This is a genomic window from Pseudomonas sp. ICMP 460 (assembly GCF_002723595.1).
Classification (GTDB): domain Bacteria; phylum Pseudomonadota; class Gammaproteobacteria; order Pseudomonadales; family Pseudomonadaceae; genus Aquipseudomonas; species Aquipseudomonas kitaguniensis.
This window is the reverse complement of sequence record NZ_LKBR01000002.1, coordinates 59,224-74,534: the sequence shown is the minus strand read 5'-3', so window position 1 is coordinate 74,534 and position 15,311 is coordinate 59,224. Positions and strand designations below refer to the sequence as shown.

Annotated in this window: 13 protein-coding genes and 1 pseudogene; 6 read left to right on the top strand and 8 right to left on the bottom strand. The window is 61.1% G+C overall.

Annotated features, from left to right (window positions below; genetic code table 11):
- Nucleotides 1–133: 133 nt before the first annotated feature.
- Nucleotides 134–1,462: a tRNA (N6-isopentenyl adenosine(37)-C2)-methylthiotransferase MiaB gene (gene miaB, locus AO240_RS02610; RefSeq protein ID WP_099235056.1), complete on the bottom strand. Its 1,329-nt coding sequence runs from the start codon at nucleotides 1,460–1,462 to the stop codon at nucleotides 134–136.
- A gap of 131 nt (nucleotides 1,463–1,593) precedes the next feature.
- Between miaB and AO240_RS02605 the strand changes: the two genes are divergently transcribed.
- Complete coding sequence (locus tag AO240_RS02605) at nucleotides 1,594–1,920, top strand: DUF1820 family protein (RefSeq protein ID WP_003194436.1); 327 nt, start codon at nucleotides 1,594–1,596, stop codon at nucleotides 1,918–1,920.
- A gap of 131 nt (nucleotides 1,921–2,051) precedes the next feature.
- Here AO240_RS02605 and AO240_RS28805 read toward each other — a convergent pair.
- From AO240_RS28805 to AO240_RS02565, 5 genes and pseudogenes are all read right to left on the bottom strand, one after another.
- Nucleotides 2,052–2,129: pseudogene (locus tag AO240_RS28805) on the bottom strand (sel1 repeat family protein); the annotation flags it as partial.
- 554 nt (nucleotides 2,130–2,683) lie between these two features.
- Nucleotides 2,684–3,238: a tetratricopeptide repeat protein gene (locus tag AO240_RS02580; protein WP_099235055.1), complete on the bottom strand. Its 555-nt coding sequence runs from the start codon at nucleotides 3,236–3,238 to the stop codon at nucleotides 2,684–2,686.
- A 225-nt stretch (nucleotides 3,239–3,463) separates the two neighbouring features.
- A complete protein-coding gene (gene hemL / locus AO240_RS02575; protein WP_099235054.1) occupies nucleotides 3,464–4,747 on the bottom strand; it encodes a glutamate-1-semialdehyde 2,1-aminomutase in 1,284 nt (427 codons plus the stop codon).
- Between the two features lie 11 nt (nucleotides 4,748–4,758).
- Nucleotides 4,759–5,388, bottom strand: coding sequence for a thiamine phosphate synthase (gene thiE, locus AO240_RS02570; protein WP_099235053.1), 630 nt, complete (start codon nucleotides 5,386–5,388; stop codon nucleotides 4,759–4,761).
- Nucleotides 5,389–5,406: 18 nt separating this feature from the next.
- Entirely contained in the window at nucleotides 5,407–6,204 is a 798-nt protein-coding gene (locus AO240_RS02565; protein ID WP_099235052.1) for a hydroxymethylpyrimidine/phosphomethylpyrimidine kinase, read from the bottom strand.
- Nucleotides 6,205–6,489: 285 nt separating this feature from the next.
- Here AO240_RS02565 and AO240_RS02560 point away from each other — a divergent pair, with 285 nt between their 5' ends.
- The 4 genes from AO240_RS02560 (at nucleotide 6,490) to AO240_RS02545 (ending at nucleotide 12,923) form a co-directional block, all read left to right on the top strand.
- Complete coding sequence (locus AO240_RS02560; RefSeq protein ID WP_099235051.1) at nucleotides 6,490–8,889, top strand: hybrid sensor histidine kinase/response regulator; 2,400 nt, start codon at nucleotides 6,490–6,492, stop codon at nucleotides 8,887–8,889.
- 66 nt (nucleotides 8,890–8,955) lie between these two features.
- The gene (locus AO240_RS02555) at nucleotides 8,956–10,605 is read left to right on the top strand and encodes an acyl-CoA dehydrogenase family protein (protein WP_099235050.1); all 1,650 of its coding nucleotides are present in this window, start codon (nucleotides 8,956–8,958) and stop codon (nucleotides 10,603–10,605) included.
- 138 nt (nucleotides 10,606–10,743) lie between these two features.
- Nucleotides 10,744–12,216 carry an AMP nucleosidase gene (gene amn, locus AO240_RS02550; RefSeq protein ID WP_152747946.1) on the top strand — a complete coding sequence of 491 codons (1,473 nt, stop codon included), beginning with the start codon at nucleotides 10,744–10,746 and terminating at the stop codon, nucleotides 12,214–12,216.
- Between the two features lie 71 nt (nucleotides 12,217–12,287).
- Nucleotides 12,288–12,923, top strand: coding sequence for a pseudouridine synthase (locus AO240_RS02545; protein ID WP_099235048.1), 636 nt, complete (start codon nucleotides 12,288–12,290; stop codon nucleotides 12,921–12,923).
- Here AO240_RS02545 and AO240_RS02540 read toward each other — a convergent pair.
- Together AO240_RS02540 and AO240_RS02535 are read right to left on the bottom strand one after the other, a co-directional pair.
- Nucleotides 12,918–13,136 carry a DUF2788 domain-containing protein gene (locus AO240_RS02540; RefSeq protein ID WP_099235047.1) on the bottom strand — a complete coding sequence of 73 codons (219 nt, stop codon included), beginning with the start codon at nucleotides 13,134–13,136 and terminating at the stop codon, nucleotides 12,918–12,920. The two genes, AO240_RS02545 and AO240_RS02540, sit on opposite strands and share 6 nt — an antisense overlap.
- Nucleotides 13,137–13,332: 196 nt before the next feature.
- Complete coding sequence (locus AO240_RS02535) at nucleotides 13,333–13,812, bottom strand: Lrp/AsnC family transcriptional regulator (protein ID WP_003194418.1); 480 nt, start codon at nucleotides 13,810–13,812, stop codon at nucleotides 13,333–13,335.
- A 431-nt stretch (nucleotides 13,813–14,243) separates the two neighbouring features.
- On the opposite strand from AO240_RS02535, the gene AO240_RS02530 reads away from it, so the two are divergent.
- Entirely contained in the window at nucleotides 14,244–15,275 is a 1,032-nt protein-coding gene (locus AO240_RS02530) for a DUF6515 family protein (RefSeq protein WP_099235046.1), read from the top strand.
- The last annotated feature ends 36 nt before the right edge of the window (nucleotides 15,276–15,311 follow it).

The following is a 15,311-nucleotide window of genomic DNA, read 5'->3' as shown; positions in this document are numbered from 1 at the left end:
GTGGGAGCGGTGTGGGAGCGGGCTTGCTCGCGATGGCGGTGTGTCAGCCAATACAGGTAACAACTGATCCACCGCCTTCGCGAGCAAGCCCGCTCCCACATTTTGATCTCAATCAGTCACAAATAAGGGTGGGTTACTGCACCAATGACCCACGCAACGAGTGCGGTTGGGCCGCATCAATATGCACGTCGGCGAACTGGCCAATCAGGGTGGGGGTGTCGCAACGGAAGTTGACGATGCGGTTGTTCTCGGTACGGCCTTGCAACTCGCCCGGGTCTTTTTTCGAGTAGTCGGTGACGAGAATGCGCTGGATCGAACCGACCATTTGTCGGCTAATTTCGAAGCCTTGCTGGTTCAGGCGATGTTGCAGCGCGTTCAAACGTTCTTTTTTCAGCGCTTCCGGGGTTTCATCCGCCAGGTCGGCGGCCGGGGTGCCGGGGCGCTGGCTGTAGACGAACGAGTAGGAAAAGTCGAAACCGACGTCTTCGATCAGCTTCATGGTCTGCTCGAAATCTTTCTCGGTCTCGCCGGGGAAGCCGACGATAAAGTCCGAACTGATGCAAATACCCGGCACCGCTGCGCGCAATTTGCGCAGTTTGGATTTGTATTCCAGCGCGGTGTGGTTGCGTTTCATGGCTGACAGAATCCGGTCCGAGCCCGATTGCACCGGCAAATGCAGGTGTTTGACCAGCTCCGGCACCTCGGCGTGCGCCTGAATCAGGCTGTCGGAGAACTCCAGCGGGTGCGAAGTGGTGTAGCGAATGCGCTCGATGCCATCCACCGCCGCCACTACGCGGATCAGCTCCGCCAGGTCGGCCAGGCGGCCGTCTTGGGCCTGGCCACGGTAGCCGTTGACGTTCTGGCCAAGCAGCGTCACTTCGCGCACGCCGTTTTCGGCCAAATGGATGATTTCCGCCAGCACGTCGTCAAACGGCCGGCTGACTTCTTCGCCGCGCGTGTAAGGCACTAAACAAAACGTGCAGTACTTGCTGCAGCCTTCCATCACCGACACGTAGGCACTTGGCCCGTCAATGCGCGGCTCCGGCAAATGGTCGAACTTTTCGATTTCCGGGAACGAGACGTCTACCTGCGGCAACTTGGTGAGGCGCGCGGCGTCGATCATTTCCGGCAAGCGGTGCAGGGTTTGCGGGCCAAACACCACGTCGACATAGGGTGCGCGGTCGCGGATCGCGGCGCCTTCCTGGCTGGCCACGCAGCCGCCGACGGCGATCACCATGTCCGGGTTCGCCAGTTTCAATTCGCGCCAGCGGCCTAGCTGCGAATACACACGGTCCTGCGCCCGCTCACGAATCGAGCAGGTATTGAGCAGGATGACGTCGGCATCTTCGGCGCGGGCGGTGACTTCCAGGGCCTGGTGGGCGCCCAGCAGGTCGACCATGCGCGAGCTGTCGTACTCGTTCATCTGGCAACCGTGGGTTTCGATGTAAAGCTTCTTGGCCATGGGAATCATCAACTGGTGGTAAAGAACCGCGCATTATAGGCGGCATGCCCATTGGTTCCTAGCGCTGTGCATCGGGTGCCATGCTATAGTTCGCGCCCTCTTTTATATCCCCGATGTGTTGTTCGCCCACCATGACCAAACGTGAAGCTCCAATCTATAAGGTGATTTTCCTTAACCAGGGCCAGGTGTTCGAAATGTACGCCAAGCAGATCTATCAAAGTGATCTGTGGGGCTTCCTGGAAGTGGAAGAGTTCGTCTTTGGCGAGCGCACCCAGTTGGTCGTCGACCCGGGCGAAGAAAAGCTCAAGGCGCAGTTCGAAGGCGTGGTGCGCAGCTTTGTGCCGATGCATTCGATCGTGCGCATCGATGAAGTCGAGCGCTTGGGCACACCGAAGATCAGCGAAGCGCGTGGCACCAGCAATGTCATGCCGTTTCCGATGCCGATGCCTGAGAAGTAGGGCTTTAGACCGGGTCGCGCCCTATCGCGAGCAAGCCCGCTCCCACAGTAGACCGAGTCCCATGCTGAAATGCAGTCAATTGTGGGAGCGGGCTTGCTCGCGAAGAGGCCCTTGAAAGCACTAAAAATCCAAGGCAGCGGTGAAAAGGGCGAACGCCCATCGGCACTCTGCAATTGCTGCAGGTAATTGCGCAAAATCTCCCACAGTAGACCGAGTTCCCATGCTGGAATGCAGTCAAATGTGGGAGCGGGCTTGCTCGCGAAGAGGCCCTTGAAAGCACTAAAAATCCAAGGCAGCGGTGAAAAGGGCGAACGACCATCGGCACTCTGCAATTGCTGCAGGTAATTGCGCAAAATCTCCCACAGTAGACCGAGTTCCCATGCCGGAATGCAGTCAAATGTGGGAGCGGGCTTGCTCGCGATAAGGCCTTCAAAGCCACTAAAAATCTAAGGCAACGGCGAAAAGGGCGAACGCCCATCGGCACTCTGCAATTGCTGCAGGTAATTGCGCAAAATTTCCCACAGTAGACCGAGTTCCCATGCCGGAATGCAGTCAAATGTGGGAGCGGGCTTGCTCGCGAAGAGGCCCTTGAAAGCACTAAAAATCTAAGGCAACGGCGAAAAGGGCGAACGCCCATCGGCACTCTGCAATTGCTGCAGGTAATTGCGCAAAATCTCCCACAGTAGACCGAGTTCCCATGCTGAAATGCAGTCAAATGTGGGAGCGGGCTTGCTCGCGATAAGGCCTTAAAGCCACTAAAAATCTAAGGCAGTGGCGAAAAGGGCGAACGCCCATCGGCACTCTGCAATTCCTGCAGGTAATTGCGGAAGATCTGCCCCAGCACCTGAGTCGCTACCTCCAGTTCATCGCGCTGCATGTGCTCGGCGACTTCGTCGGCGGTGTCCAGCGCGTCTTCGGCGCCGTTGACCGCGGCCATTTTCAGCACGATGTACGCCTGAACGTTATTGGCCGGCACGCCTTCGCCTTTGAAGAACATGTTGCCCAGCTGGAATTGCGCCTGAGCGTGGCCCTGCAACGACGCTTGTTCGAAGTAGCTCAAGGCTTTGTTGAGGTCACGGGCAGGGTTTTTGTCGTCGTGGTAGTACGCGCCCAACTCGTATTGCGCCTGCGCATCCCCGCCTTCGGCCTGCTTCTGGCACGCGCTCAGGGCTTCTGCCTGGCTGTCTGGCGGGGTATTGAGGGTGCAACGACCCATCGCTGGGATTAACAACGAGTTGCCGCCTGCTTGTGCATGTGCCAGCAGCGGCTGAAGGAGCAACAGGCAGCCCAGAACCAGGGTGCGGCCGGTGCGTTTCATGGGAATCGACTTACCTCTGACGGGGCGCGCGGACCCTCGGGGAGTCCAATAAGCGCGCATTATGAAATAAGCAGGCCCCTGCTTACAAAGTCTTTACTCGTTTTTCTGCTGCTTGGGCAAGTTATCTGCCGGATTGCAGGTGATTTCTCAAGAAACGCAGGAAATCACCGTCAGCAAAATAGCAAATTCTGACGCCGCCACGTGCAACGTCAGATTAAGTGCCCCTTACTTCAGGGCCGCGAAGGCGCGCTCGGCTGCATCCAGGGTCAGTTTCAGCTCTGCATCGCCATGCGCGATCGACGTGAAGCCGGCTTCGAAGGCGCTCGGTGCCAGGTAAACGCCGCCATCCAGCATCAAATGGAAGAAGCGTTTGAACAGGTCGGCATCGCTGCCCATCACGTCATCGAAGGTGACGATGGCGTCGGCGCCGCTGAAGTACAGGCCAAACATACCGCCGGCCTGGGTGGTGACAAACGGGATGCCGGCGGCATCGGCGCGTTGTTGCAGGCCGTCGAGCAGGCGGGTGGTGTAGTCGCTCAGTTCGGCATGGAAGCCCGGGCGGCTGATCAGGCGCAGGGTAGTCAGGCCGGCGGCCATGGCCAATGGGTTACCCGACAAGGTGCCCGCCTGGTACACCGGGCCGAGCGGCGCGATGTGTTGCATGATTTCGCGCTTGCCGCCGAAGCAGCCTACCGGCATGCCGCCGCCGATGATCTTGCCGAAAGTGCTCAGGTCTGGCGTGACGCCGTAGTAAGCCTGGGCGCCGCCGAGGGCGACACGGAAGCCGGTCATCACTTCGTCAAAAATCAGCACCACGCCGTGCTTGTCGCACTGCTCGCGCAGGCCTTCGAGAAAGCCCGGCGCCGGTGGCACGCAGTTCATGTTGCCGGCCACTGGCTCGACGATGATGCACGCGACTTCCTCGCCGACTTCGCTGAGCATCTGCTCAACCGCTGCGATGTCGTTGAACGGCAAGGTCAGCGTGTGTTTGGCGAACGCCGCCGGTACACCGGCCGAGCTTGGCACGCCTTGGGTCAGGGCGCCGGAGCCGGCTTTCACCAGCAGGCTGTCGGAGTGGCCGTGGTAGCAGCCTTCGAATTTGATGATGCTGTCGCGGCCGGTAAAACCACGTGCCAGGCGAATCGCGCTCATGGTGGCTTCGGTGCCGGAGCTGACCATGCGCACCATTTCCATCGACGGCACAATCGCGCACACCAGGTCGGCCATCTCGGTTTCCATGGCGGTCGGCGCGCCGTAGGACAAACCGTGTTGCAGTTGCTGGCGCACCGCATCCAGCACGTCCGGGTGGCTGTGGCCGAGGATCATCGGCCCCCAGGAGCCCACGTAATCCACATAACGCTTGTCATCTTCGTCGGTGACGTAAGCGCCTTCGGCATGCTTGAAGAACAACGGCGTGCCGCCCACGCTTTTGAACGCGCGCACGGGGGAGTTAACACCGCCGGGGATGTGTTTCTGGGCATCGGCAAACAAGGTTTCAGAACGGGACATGATCGGGCTCTCTAAACTGAATATTTAAGAAGATCGTTGAAGGCGCGGGCGCGGCGCGTGACTTCCTGGGTGCTGTCGGCACCGAACAGGCCGTGCACCACCGCGAGCAGGTCGGCGCCGTGGGCCACTAACGGTTCGGCGTTCTGCAGGGTGATGCCGCCGATCACGCAGACCGGCAACTGCACGCGCGCGCGGGCCTGGGCGAGCATTTCAACGGTGGCGGTGGGTGCGCCGGGCTTGGTAGAGGAATTGAAGAAGCGGCCGAAGGCGACGTAACTGGCGCCTTCTTTGGCGGCTTGCTCGGCGAGTTCGATCTGGCTGTGGCAGGTGGCGCCGATGATCGCTTTGGAGCCGAGCAACGCCCGCGCCGGGGTCAGCGGGCCGTCGGTCTGGCCCAGGTGTACGCCGACGCCAAGGCGTGCGGCCAATTCGGCGTCATCGTTGATGATCAATTGGGTCTTGTAGCGTGAGCACAGTTCTCGCAGCTTTTCGGCTTCACGCAGGCGGCGCGCTTCGTCGCAGCTTTTGTCGCGGTACTGCAACAGGGTCACGCCGCCGTCCAACGCCGCTTCGACGTAAGCGAGGAATTTGCCGGCCAATAATTGGCTGTCGGTAATGGCGTAAAGGCCACGTAGTTTCATCGGGCAAGTCCCTTGGTATTACGAGCAGAAATCCAGCGGCAGCCGACGCGGCACGAACTGGCCCTGGCCGAGCTGCTCCGCGTCACGCAAGGTGCGCCACGTGTAGTTAAGCGCCGATTGCACCGCGCTGACCAGGCCTTCGCCCTGCGCGAGCCGGCCAGCCAGCGCGCTGGCGAGCGTACAGCCTGAGCCGTGATAGCTGCCGGGCAGGCGCTGGCAAGTAAAGGTCTGGCGCGTGCCGTCGCGGCTATACAGACGGTTGTGCACTTCGTGTTCGTCGCCGTGGCCGCCGGTGATCAGCAGATGCTTGATAAACGGCAATAGTTTTTCGGCGCATTGGTCTGCGGTGCCTTCAGGCAGCTCGGCGAGGATGCGCGCTTCAGGCAGGTTCGGCGTGGCGATCAGCGACAACGGCAACAGCCGCTCGCGCATCGCGTAACCAACTTCGTCCTTGCCCAGGCTACCGCCGCCGCCAGCGCGCAGCACCGGGTCGCACACCACTGGCAGGTGCGGGTGCGCCTGCAGCAGCTCGACCACGGTGTCGACCATCGCGGTGGAACCTAGCATGCCGAGCTTGACCGCCGCCACTTCGGAATCGCTGAGCACGGCGTTGGCTTGCGCCAATACCCACTCGCGGTCGAGCACGCGGAAGTCGCTGACATTAACCGTGTTTTGCACGGTCAAGGCGGTGACGGCCGGCGCCGCGTGGCAGCCTTGGGCCAGCAGGGCTTCAATATCTGCCTGCAAGCCGGCGCCGCCACTGGGATCATGGCCGGAGAGACAGAGGACAACGGGGCGAGAACTGTAGATATTCATGGTGCGCGAGCTTACCACCAAACGCTTTTTGCGTGGCCGTGTGGCGAGGGTTGAATTTCATCCAGGCCTGCGTGCGAGCATAGCCATTTGCTAGCACTTGAAGAAGGCCTTAAAAACCCTGAAAGCCTTGAGCTAGAGCCTTTCAAAAAATCATTTCAATGGTGTCCAATGGCCTTTACGGGCTATGCTAAAGTGGATTTAAACAACTTACTGTATCGCCGGTATACGTCTACTCAAAAGGAAGAGGGGCTTTTGACATAACCGGACAGGCCACGCTGGGGCTCTATGCGCTATCTATTGATTTTACTATTGTGCGGGCTGCCGATGCTCGCCAGCGCCGTCGAGTTCAACCCAGGCACGCGAAGCCTGCCGTTGGGCCGTGCCATGCAAGTGCTCGAAGACCCGACCGACGCCCTCACCATCGCCGACGTCAGCTCACCCGCGTACGCCGCTCAATTCAAGCCCCATGACAAAGCCACCCTGAACGCCGGCTATTCGCGCTCGGTGTTCTGGCTCAAGGTCGACCTGCATTACACCGCCACTGACCCGCGTGCCCCGCGTACCTGGTTTCTGGAACTGGCTTACCCGCCGCTGAATCATCTGGACTTGTACCAGAACGATGGCACCGGCACTTACCGGCTAACCACCCGCACCGGCAGCACCTTGCCGTTTTCCAGCCGCGATGTGCGCCAGAGCAATTACCTGTTCAAGCTCAACTTTGTGCCCGACCAGCGCCAAACCGTCTACCTTCGGCTGCAAAGCCAAGGCTCTATCCAGGCGCCGCTGACGCTGTGGGCCGGCACCGCGTACCTGGAAGAACAACCGCTGCGCCTGTATGTGCTGGGCGCCATTTATGGCGTGCTGCTGGGGATGCTGGTCTACAACCTGTTCATCTACCTCAGCGTGCGCGACACCAGCTACCTCTATTACATCCTGTACATCGCCTCGTTCGGCCTTTACCAGTTGTCGGTGAACGGCGTGGCCGTGGAGCATTTGTGGCCGAACAACCCGTGGTGGGCGAATGCGGCAGTGCCGTTTTTGATCGGCTCGGCGGCGCTGTTCGGCAGCCTGTTCGCGCGCAGCTTCCTGCACACCGCGCAGCACAGCCGCTGGCTCAACCGAATATTGCTCGCGCTGGCGGCCTGTGGCGGGGTGGTGATGGTGTTGGCGCTGCTGACCAGCTACGCCGTGGCCTTGCGCCTGGCCACCGGCTTGGCGCTGGTGTTTACCGTGACCATTTTTATTGCCGCGATCAAGGCCTGGTATTGCGGCCAGCGCATGGCACGTTATTTCATCATCGCCTGGTCGGCGTTCCTGCTCGGCGGGCTGGTCAATACGATGATGGTGTTGGGCTATTTGCCGAACATGTTCCTCACCATGTACGCCAGTCAGATCGGCTCGGCGATTGAAGTGGCGCTGCTCTCGCTGGCGCTGGCGGATCGCATCAACGGCATGCGCGAGCAGCAAGCGCAGATCTTGTTGGACGCCAGCCAGAAGCTCGAAGTGCTCAACCTGCAATTGGCTCGCAGCAACCGGCTCAAGGATGAATTCCTTGCGACCTTGACCCACGAACTGCGCACCCCGATGAACGGTGTGATCGGCTCGTTGGAATTGATGCAAACCGTGCCGCTGGATGAAGACCTCGCGCAGTACCAGCAAACCGCCGCCGGTTCTGCGCGGGACATGATGCGCATGGTCAACGGCATTCTCACCCTGACCGAACTGCAAGCCGGCCGCCTGACGGCCCAGCCGCAAGTATTCAGCCTGCGCGGCGCACTCGACACGTTGCGCCAGCAATTCAGCGCCAGCGCCCACAGCAAGGGGCTGGAATTTTCCATCGACGTGGCGGATGAGTTGCCGGACCGCGTGATCGGCGATGCTGGCAAACTGATTCAGTGCCTCGACTGCCTCTTGGACAACGCCTGCAAATTTACCCACGAAGGCGCCGTGCGCTTGCGCGTGGTCGGTGTTGGGCAACGTGATGGCGAGTTGCGCCTGAGCTTTATTGTGACCGACACAGGCATTGGCTTCGCGTACATCGACGAGGCCACGCTGTATCAGCGCTTCTTCCAGGTCGACGGTTCGATGACCCGCGAATACGGCGGCTTGGGTATCGGCCTGGCGATTTGCAGGCAACTGATCGAGCTGTTGGGCGGGCGCCTGACGCATCATTCCGAGCCGCGCAAGGGCAGCCGTTTCCAGCTGGAAATGAACGTCAGCCCGGTGCCGGCCGAATCAAAGCCGCCGGCAGCGGTGCCGCACCCGCAGCGTGCGCCGCAAGCCTGCACGGTGCTGTTGGTCGACGATAACAGCGTCGGCCAGTTGGTGGTGCGCGGCATGTTGCTCAAGCTCGGTTACAGGGTGAAGACCGTGGACGGCGGCCCGGCCGCGTTGACGGCCTTGCAGGAGCAACACGTCGACGCGGTTTTGCTCGATGTGCCTGAAGGTGGTTTTTCGCTGTGTTGTCAGATTCGGGCGCTGCCGGGCTGCGGTGAGCTGCCGGTGATTGCCTTGAGTTCGTCACTGAACGCCTCCGAGCGTGAGCGCTGTCATGGCATCGGCATCACCGACCACTTGGCCAAACCGGTGCGTTTCGAAGCGCTACAAGCACTGATGGAGCGCCGCGTACTGTGCCTGCCAGAGGGTGAAAGCGCCGAGTATTCGGCGCGTCTGCCACTTTTTTAAGCGCGGTGACGGTGCTTAACTGGAACCGGGGCCTCATTCGACGTGGCCCTTTTCAGGAGGCCTGTCATGAACCTGCACCAGTTTGCTGAAACCCACGACGTCACCAATCAGCCGCCGTCGCTGGACGGCATTAACCTGTACCGCATCGACGTACCGCTGCAAGCGTGGGCGCGCCGCTTTGGCGCTGGCTGGGCCGAGGCGCGTATCGACGCGTATGGCGCATTGGCGGGCGGGCCGTTGATGCAGGCCGGGTTTCTGGCAAACCAGCACAAGCCGGTGTTCAACAGCCATGACCGGTATGGCCATCGCATCGACCTGGTGGAGTTTCACCCGGCGTACCACGAGCTGATGCGCACTGCGGTCGAACACGGCTTGCCGTCGCTGCCGTGGGCGCATCCGCAGCCCGGCGCGCACGTGGCCCGTGCCGCCATGACTTACCTGCACAGCCAGGCCGATGCCGGCACCGGCTGCCCGCTGACCATGACCTTTGCCTGTGTGCCGGCACTGCGCCTGCAACCAGACCTGGCACAGACCTGGCTGCCGAAAATTCTCGGCACCGAATACGACCCGCGCAACGTCGGCATCGCGCACAAGGCTGGCGCCACCATCGGCATGGCCATGACCGAGAAACAGGGCGGCACCGATGTGCGCGCCAACACCACCCGCGCCTATCCCGTCGGCGCGGGCGGCCCCGGCCAGGCGTATGAATTGGTGGGGCACAAGTGGTTTTGCTCGGCGCCCATGTGCGATGCGTTTCTCACCCTGGCGCAGACCGACAAAGGCCTGACGTGTTTCCTGCTGCCCCGGCAGCGCCCGGATGACACGCGCAACCAGTTCTACATCCAGCGCCTGAAAAACAAACTCGGTAACTGCTCCAACGCCTCCAGCGAAGTCGAGTTTCGTGGCGCCCTGGCCTGGATGATCGGCGAAGAGGGGCGTGGCGTACCGACCATTATCGAAATGGTCGCCATGACCCGCTTCGACTGCATGGTCGGCTCCAGCGCCCTGATGCGCCAGGCGCTGACCCAGGCCAGCCATCATTGCGCGCATCGCTCGGTCGGCGGGCGCATCCTCAGTCAGCAGCCGCTGATGCAAAACGTATTGGCCGACCTGGCGCTGGAAAGCGAGGCGGCGCTCGCCTTGAGCCTGCGCATGGGCCGCGCGCTGGACCACCTGGAGAGTGAGCAGGAAGCCAAATTCGCTCGGCTGGTCACGGCGGTGGGCAAGTATTGGATCTGCAAGCGCGCGCCGGCGATGATCAACGAAGCCGCCGAGTGCATGGGCGGCGCGGGGTATGTCGAAGACAGCATCCTGCCGCGGCTTTACCGTGAGGCACCGGTGAACTCCACGTGGGAAGGGTCCGGCAATGTGCAGTGCCTGGACGTGCTGCGGGCGCTGTCAAAAGAGCCGGGCGTGCTGGAGGCGTTATTTGTTGAACTGGGTGACGGGCATGGCGACAAGCAGTTGGCGCGGCACATCGAGCAACTCAAGTCGGCGTTCATGGACACTCAGGCTATCCAGTACCGCGCGCGGCAGTTGACCGAGGACATTGCCGTGGCGTTGCAGGCCAAGCTGTTGCTGGAGGCGGGTAACGCGGCGGTCAGCGACGGGTTTATCGCCAGCCGCTTGGGCGAGTCATCCGGCCGGGCCTACGGCACCTTGCCACGTGGAGTGGACGTGGAGGCAATCGTCGCCCGCTCCACACCCACCGCCTGACCCCACTTGATCAAAATGTGGGAGGGGGTAAGCCCCCTCCCACAATGGCCTTCTCACATTATTAAGTGCATTCCACTTCCGCTGTTTCAGTGAGGCCGCGATACAGGCAAGATAAAGGCCTGCACGTCAGAACACAGGATGCTTACCGTGACCGAAGCTTTTGTTGTCGTTCAAACCGCTGAAGAAGCCGTGGACCGGCTGGCGGCTCTGCATGAGCAGGCCACCGGCGCGCTCAATCAAGCCCTCAAGCAATACCTCAAGGACCGCGTCGAACCCGACGCCGCACAACGCGCGCTGTTTCGCTACCCGGAACTGCGCCTGACCTACCACTGCCACGGCGAAGTCCCACAGACCACACGCGCGTATGCCAAGGTTCAGTTGCCGGGAACCTACAGCGTCACCGTCACCCATCCTGCGGCATTCCGTAAGTACCTGCTGGAGCAACTGGTGCCATTGATGCACGACTTCACCGTGACGGTAGAAGTGGGCGTCAGCCAACAGAACATTCCATACCCGTACGTAGTGGAGCAAGGCGACGAACTCGCAGGCTCCGGCGTGACTGCCGCGACGCTGGCGCGGGTGTTCCCCAGCACTGATCTGTCGGCGGCCACCGATGGCATTGCCGACGGCCTGTATGACTGGGAAAACACCGACCCGCTGCCGCTCGCGCTGTTCGACGCCGCCCGTGTGGACTTTTCCCTGCGCCGCCTGGTGCACTACACCGGCAGCGACTGGCGCCATGTGCAGCCGTGGATTTTGCTGACCAACTACCACCGTTATGTCGACCAGTTCATCGTGCATGGCCTGGAGCAACTGCGCAGCGACCCGCGTTTTATTCGCATGGTGTTGCCGGGCAACGTGATCATCGACAAGAGCATGGACCACGGCGAAGCCTCGGCGATTGCCGCAGGCGTGGTGTGGCACCGTTATCAAATGCCGGCTTATCACCTGCAGGCCTCTGACGGCCACGGCGTGACCCTGGTGAACATTGGCGTCGGCCCGTCCAACGCGAAGAACATCACCGACCACTTGGCCGTGCTGCGCCCACATTGCTGGCTGATGATCGGCCACTGCGGCGGCTTGCGCCAATCGCAAACTATCGGCGACTACGTACTGGCCCACGCCTATATGCGCCGCGACGGGATTCTCGACCGCGTAGTGCCGCCGAACATCCCGATACCCGCGCTGGCCGAAGTGCAGATGGCCTTGCAACAGGCGGCTGCCAACGTGACCGGCGAAAAAGGCGAAGAGCTGAAAAAACGCCTGCGCACCGGTACGGTATTGACCTACGACGACCGTAACTGGGAACTGCGTTGGGCGCAGGAGCGGCCGCTGATCAACCTGTCCCGCGCGGTGGCGGTGGACATGGAAAGCGGCACCATCGCGGCGCAAGGCTACCGTTTGCGCGTGCCGTACGGCACCTTGTTGTGTGTGTCGGACAAACCGCTGCACAGCGAGATCAAGCTGCCGGGTTCGGCCAACGCGTTCTATGAGCGTGCGGTCAGCCAGCACTTGAAAATCGGCATCGAGGCGGTGGACCTGTTGCGCACCGAACTCAACTCGCTGCACTCGCGCAAACTGCGCAGCTTCGACGAACCGCCGTTCCGCTAAGCGGTTGGGATGGTCATTTAGCGGTCAGGCCACTAGCATTGTCGGTCCTGACCGTTAGATGTTCCTTTGCCATGTCCCGTCCCACCCGTCCCGATTCGCGCCGCCCTGGCGTGAAACCTGCGAATGCTGCACCGCGCCGTGTCGCCAAGGCGCCTCCGGCCGAGCCGAAATTGGTGCTGTTCAATAAACCGTTCGACGTGCTGACCCAGTTCAGCGACGAAGGCGGGCGCGCGACCCTCAAGGATTTCATCGACATGCCCGGTATCTACCCGGCAGGCCGCCTGGACCGCGACAGCGAAGGTTTGTTGCTGCTGACCAACGATGGCCAGTTGCAGGCGCGGATTGCCGACCCCAAGCACAAACTGGCGAAAACCTACTGGGTGCAAGTCGAAGGCGAACCCAGCGAAGCGCAGTTGCAACGCTTGCGTGACGGTGTAGAACTTAACGACGGCATGACTTTGCCTGCCGAAGCCCGACAGCTCGACGAGCCAGAGTTATGGCCGCGCAACCCACCGGTGCGGTTTCGCAAAAGCGTGCCGACGCACTGGCTGGAACTGGTGATTCGTGAAGGGCGAAACCGCCAGGTACGGCGTATGACGGCGGCGGTGGGCTTGCCGACCTTGCGCTTGGTGCGCGTGCGAATTGGCGACTGGTCCATCGATGGCCTGGATCAAGGCCAATGGAAGGAAGTGCCGGCGCGGCTATAGGGCGCCGGACTCGATCAGGCCGATCACCACGCTCTTGATCACGAACGCGGCCACGCCCAGCCCCAGCACAAAAAACAGGATGAACGAGCCAAAGCGCCCGGCCCTGGATTTTTTTGCCAGGTCCCACACGATAAAGCCCATGAAGATAATCAGGATGGAGACCAGAATGGTCATCATCCATTCTTCAAACACGGCGGGATCGGTGGCGTCCATGGGGTGTTTTTTCCGACAGGGCAGGCGGCAAGTATAAAGCAGCGTCACAGGCACACTATTGATCTGGATCGAAGTGCAATCCAAATGTGGGAGCTGGCTTGCCTGCGATAGCGGTGTGTCAGCTAAGAATATGCCGCTGATCCACCGCTATCGCAGGCAAGCCAGCTCCCACAAGGGATCGCCAGTGTGGTTGAGGTCAGGTGCGCAGGTGCGTCAGCGGTAATTCGGTGCTGTTAAGCACCTGGTTGAGCACAAAGCTTGAGCGCACGCTGGTCACGCCTTCAATGCGGGTGAGATGACCGAGCAGCAGTTTTTGATAGTGATCCATGTCCGGCACCACCACTTTCAACTGGTAGTCGGCGTCCATCCCGGTCACCAGGCTGCATTCCAGCACTTGGGGCAGGGTGCGGATGGCCGCTTCGAAGTTCTCGAAACGCTCGGGAGTGTGGCGGTCCATGCCGATCAGCACGTAGGCGGTGAGGCTCAGGCCGAGCATCTTGCGATCAAGCAAAGCGACTTGGCGCGCAATGTAGCCGTCGTCTTCCAACTGCTTGACCCGGCGCGAGCAGGGCGACGGCGACAAGCCGATGCGTTCGGCCAACTCCTGGTTGGAGATCCTCGCATCACGCTGCAATTCCGCCAAAATACTCAGGTCGTATCGGTCAAGCTTGCTCATTGGGTTGGCCTTTGTCGTAACTATTGCGGTGAATTATCCATGAAGGGTTAAAAATTGCGCAAGCACTGTTTATTAACGCAATCTTCGCAATCATCTGTCGGGCGCTCGCGGGTATCTTTATTAACAGAATCACCGCCTGGACAAACAGTCCACTGCAGCTCGCCCAATCAGGCCCGCTGCGGCCGCCGCCCAAGCAGGGTTGGCCGGCCTCCAGGCTGCACACTGTTCACAAGACGGCGTGAGGTGAGCCAACGTCAAAAGCGTTGAGCAAGGACGAAATTCTCAAGGGGTGGCCGACGGGTCGCCCCTTTTTCTTTGGCTTCAGAAAAACTCCTCGCGACTGATAACCTGTCAAAGAACCTGATCAGGCTTTTCCAGTCTCATACTCTGAGGCCGGACACGATGGGCCCTAATCCGCAGTGAGGAATAGCATGAAGCGCATCTGGCGTTTGGCAGGTGTAGGTGTGCTGATGGTCGCCATCAGCACGCAAGTGATGGCCGACGACCCGCGCTCCGAAGGCGGTGGTCAGCATGAAAGAGGGCCGCAAGGCCCGCGGCAAGATAACGAGCAGCCGCGCCCGCAGAATAACCAGCCGCGCCCGCAGAACAATCAAGCGCGCCCGGAAAACAATGCGCCGCGCCCGCAGAACGAGCATTTTGAGCGTGCCGAGCAACAGCAACACGGCGGCGGGCAGTGGCAAGGCCGCCCGCCAGGTGCCGAGCAGCCTCGGCCTGCGCCGCAACCGGCGAATAACCTGCCGATACAGGGCCGCCCAGACACGGTTCGGCAAACTCAGGAACCGCGCCAGGGTTATTATCAGGACATCCCGCGCCGTAATGACGGCAACCCACATTGGCAGGCCGGTAATGGCCCCGGCCCGCACCCGAACGACAACCGCTGGCCGGGCCGCCCTGATGGGCATGGCAATGGTTGGGGCGCAGGCCCGCAATATCGCCCTGGCTATACCGTCGACCGCTTCCCCGACCGCAATTACCGCGTGCCCTACCGTGGCCAGGATTACTTCTTCTCGGGCGGTTACTGGTATCGCCCGCAAGGCCCGCGGTATGTAGTGGTCACGCCGCCGTATGGGATTCGCGTGCAATACCTGCCGGACTACGCACGTGAAGTGTGGGTGGGCAGTTCGCTGTTCTTCCTCGCGGCCGGTTCCTACTACACCTACGAAAGCAGCTCCCAGCAGTACGTGGTGGTGCAGCCGCCGACGCAAGTGCCGGCGCCGCAACCCGCGCCGCAAGGCAATGGCTATAACGTGACAGCCTACCCTGCCAACGGCCAGTCACCGGCCCAAGTGCAGCAGGATGGCTATGACTGCTATCGCTGGGCGGTGCAGCAAAGCGGCTTCGATCCGCAGGCCGTGACCTATGCCCCGGACCCTGCGGTGGTGCAAACCTACCGTCAGGCCCAAGGCAACTGCCTGACCAGTCGCGGGTACCAAGTGCAGTAAGCAGGGGCGAAGCTGCAAGCTTCAAGCTTCAAGCTC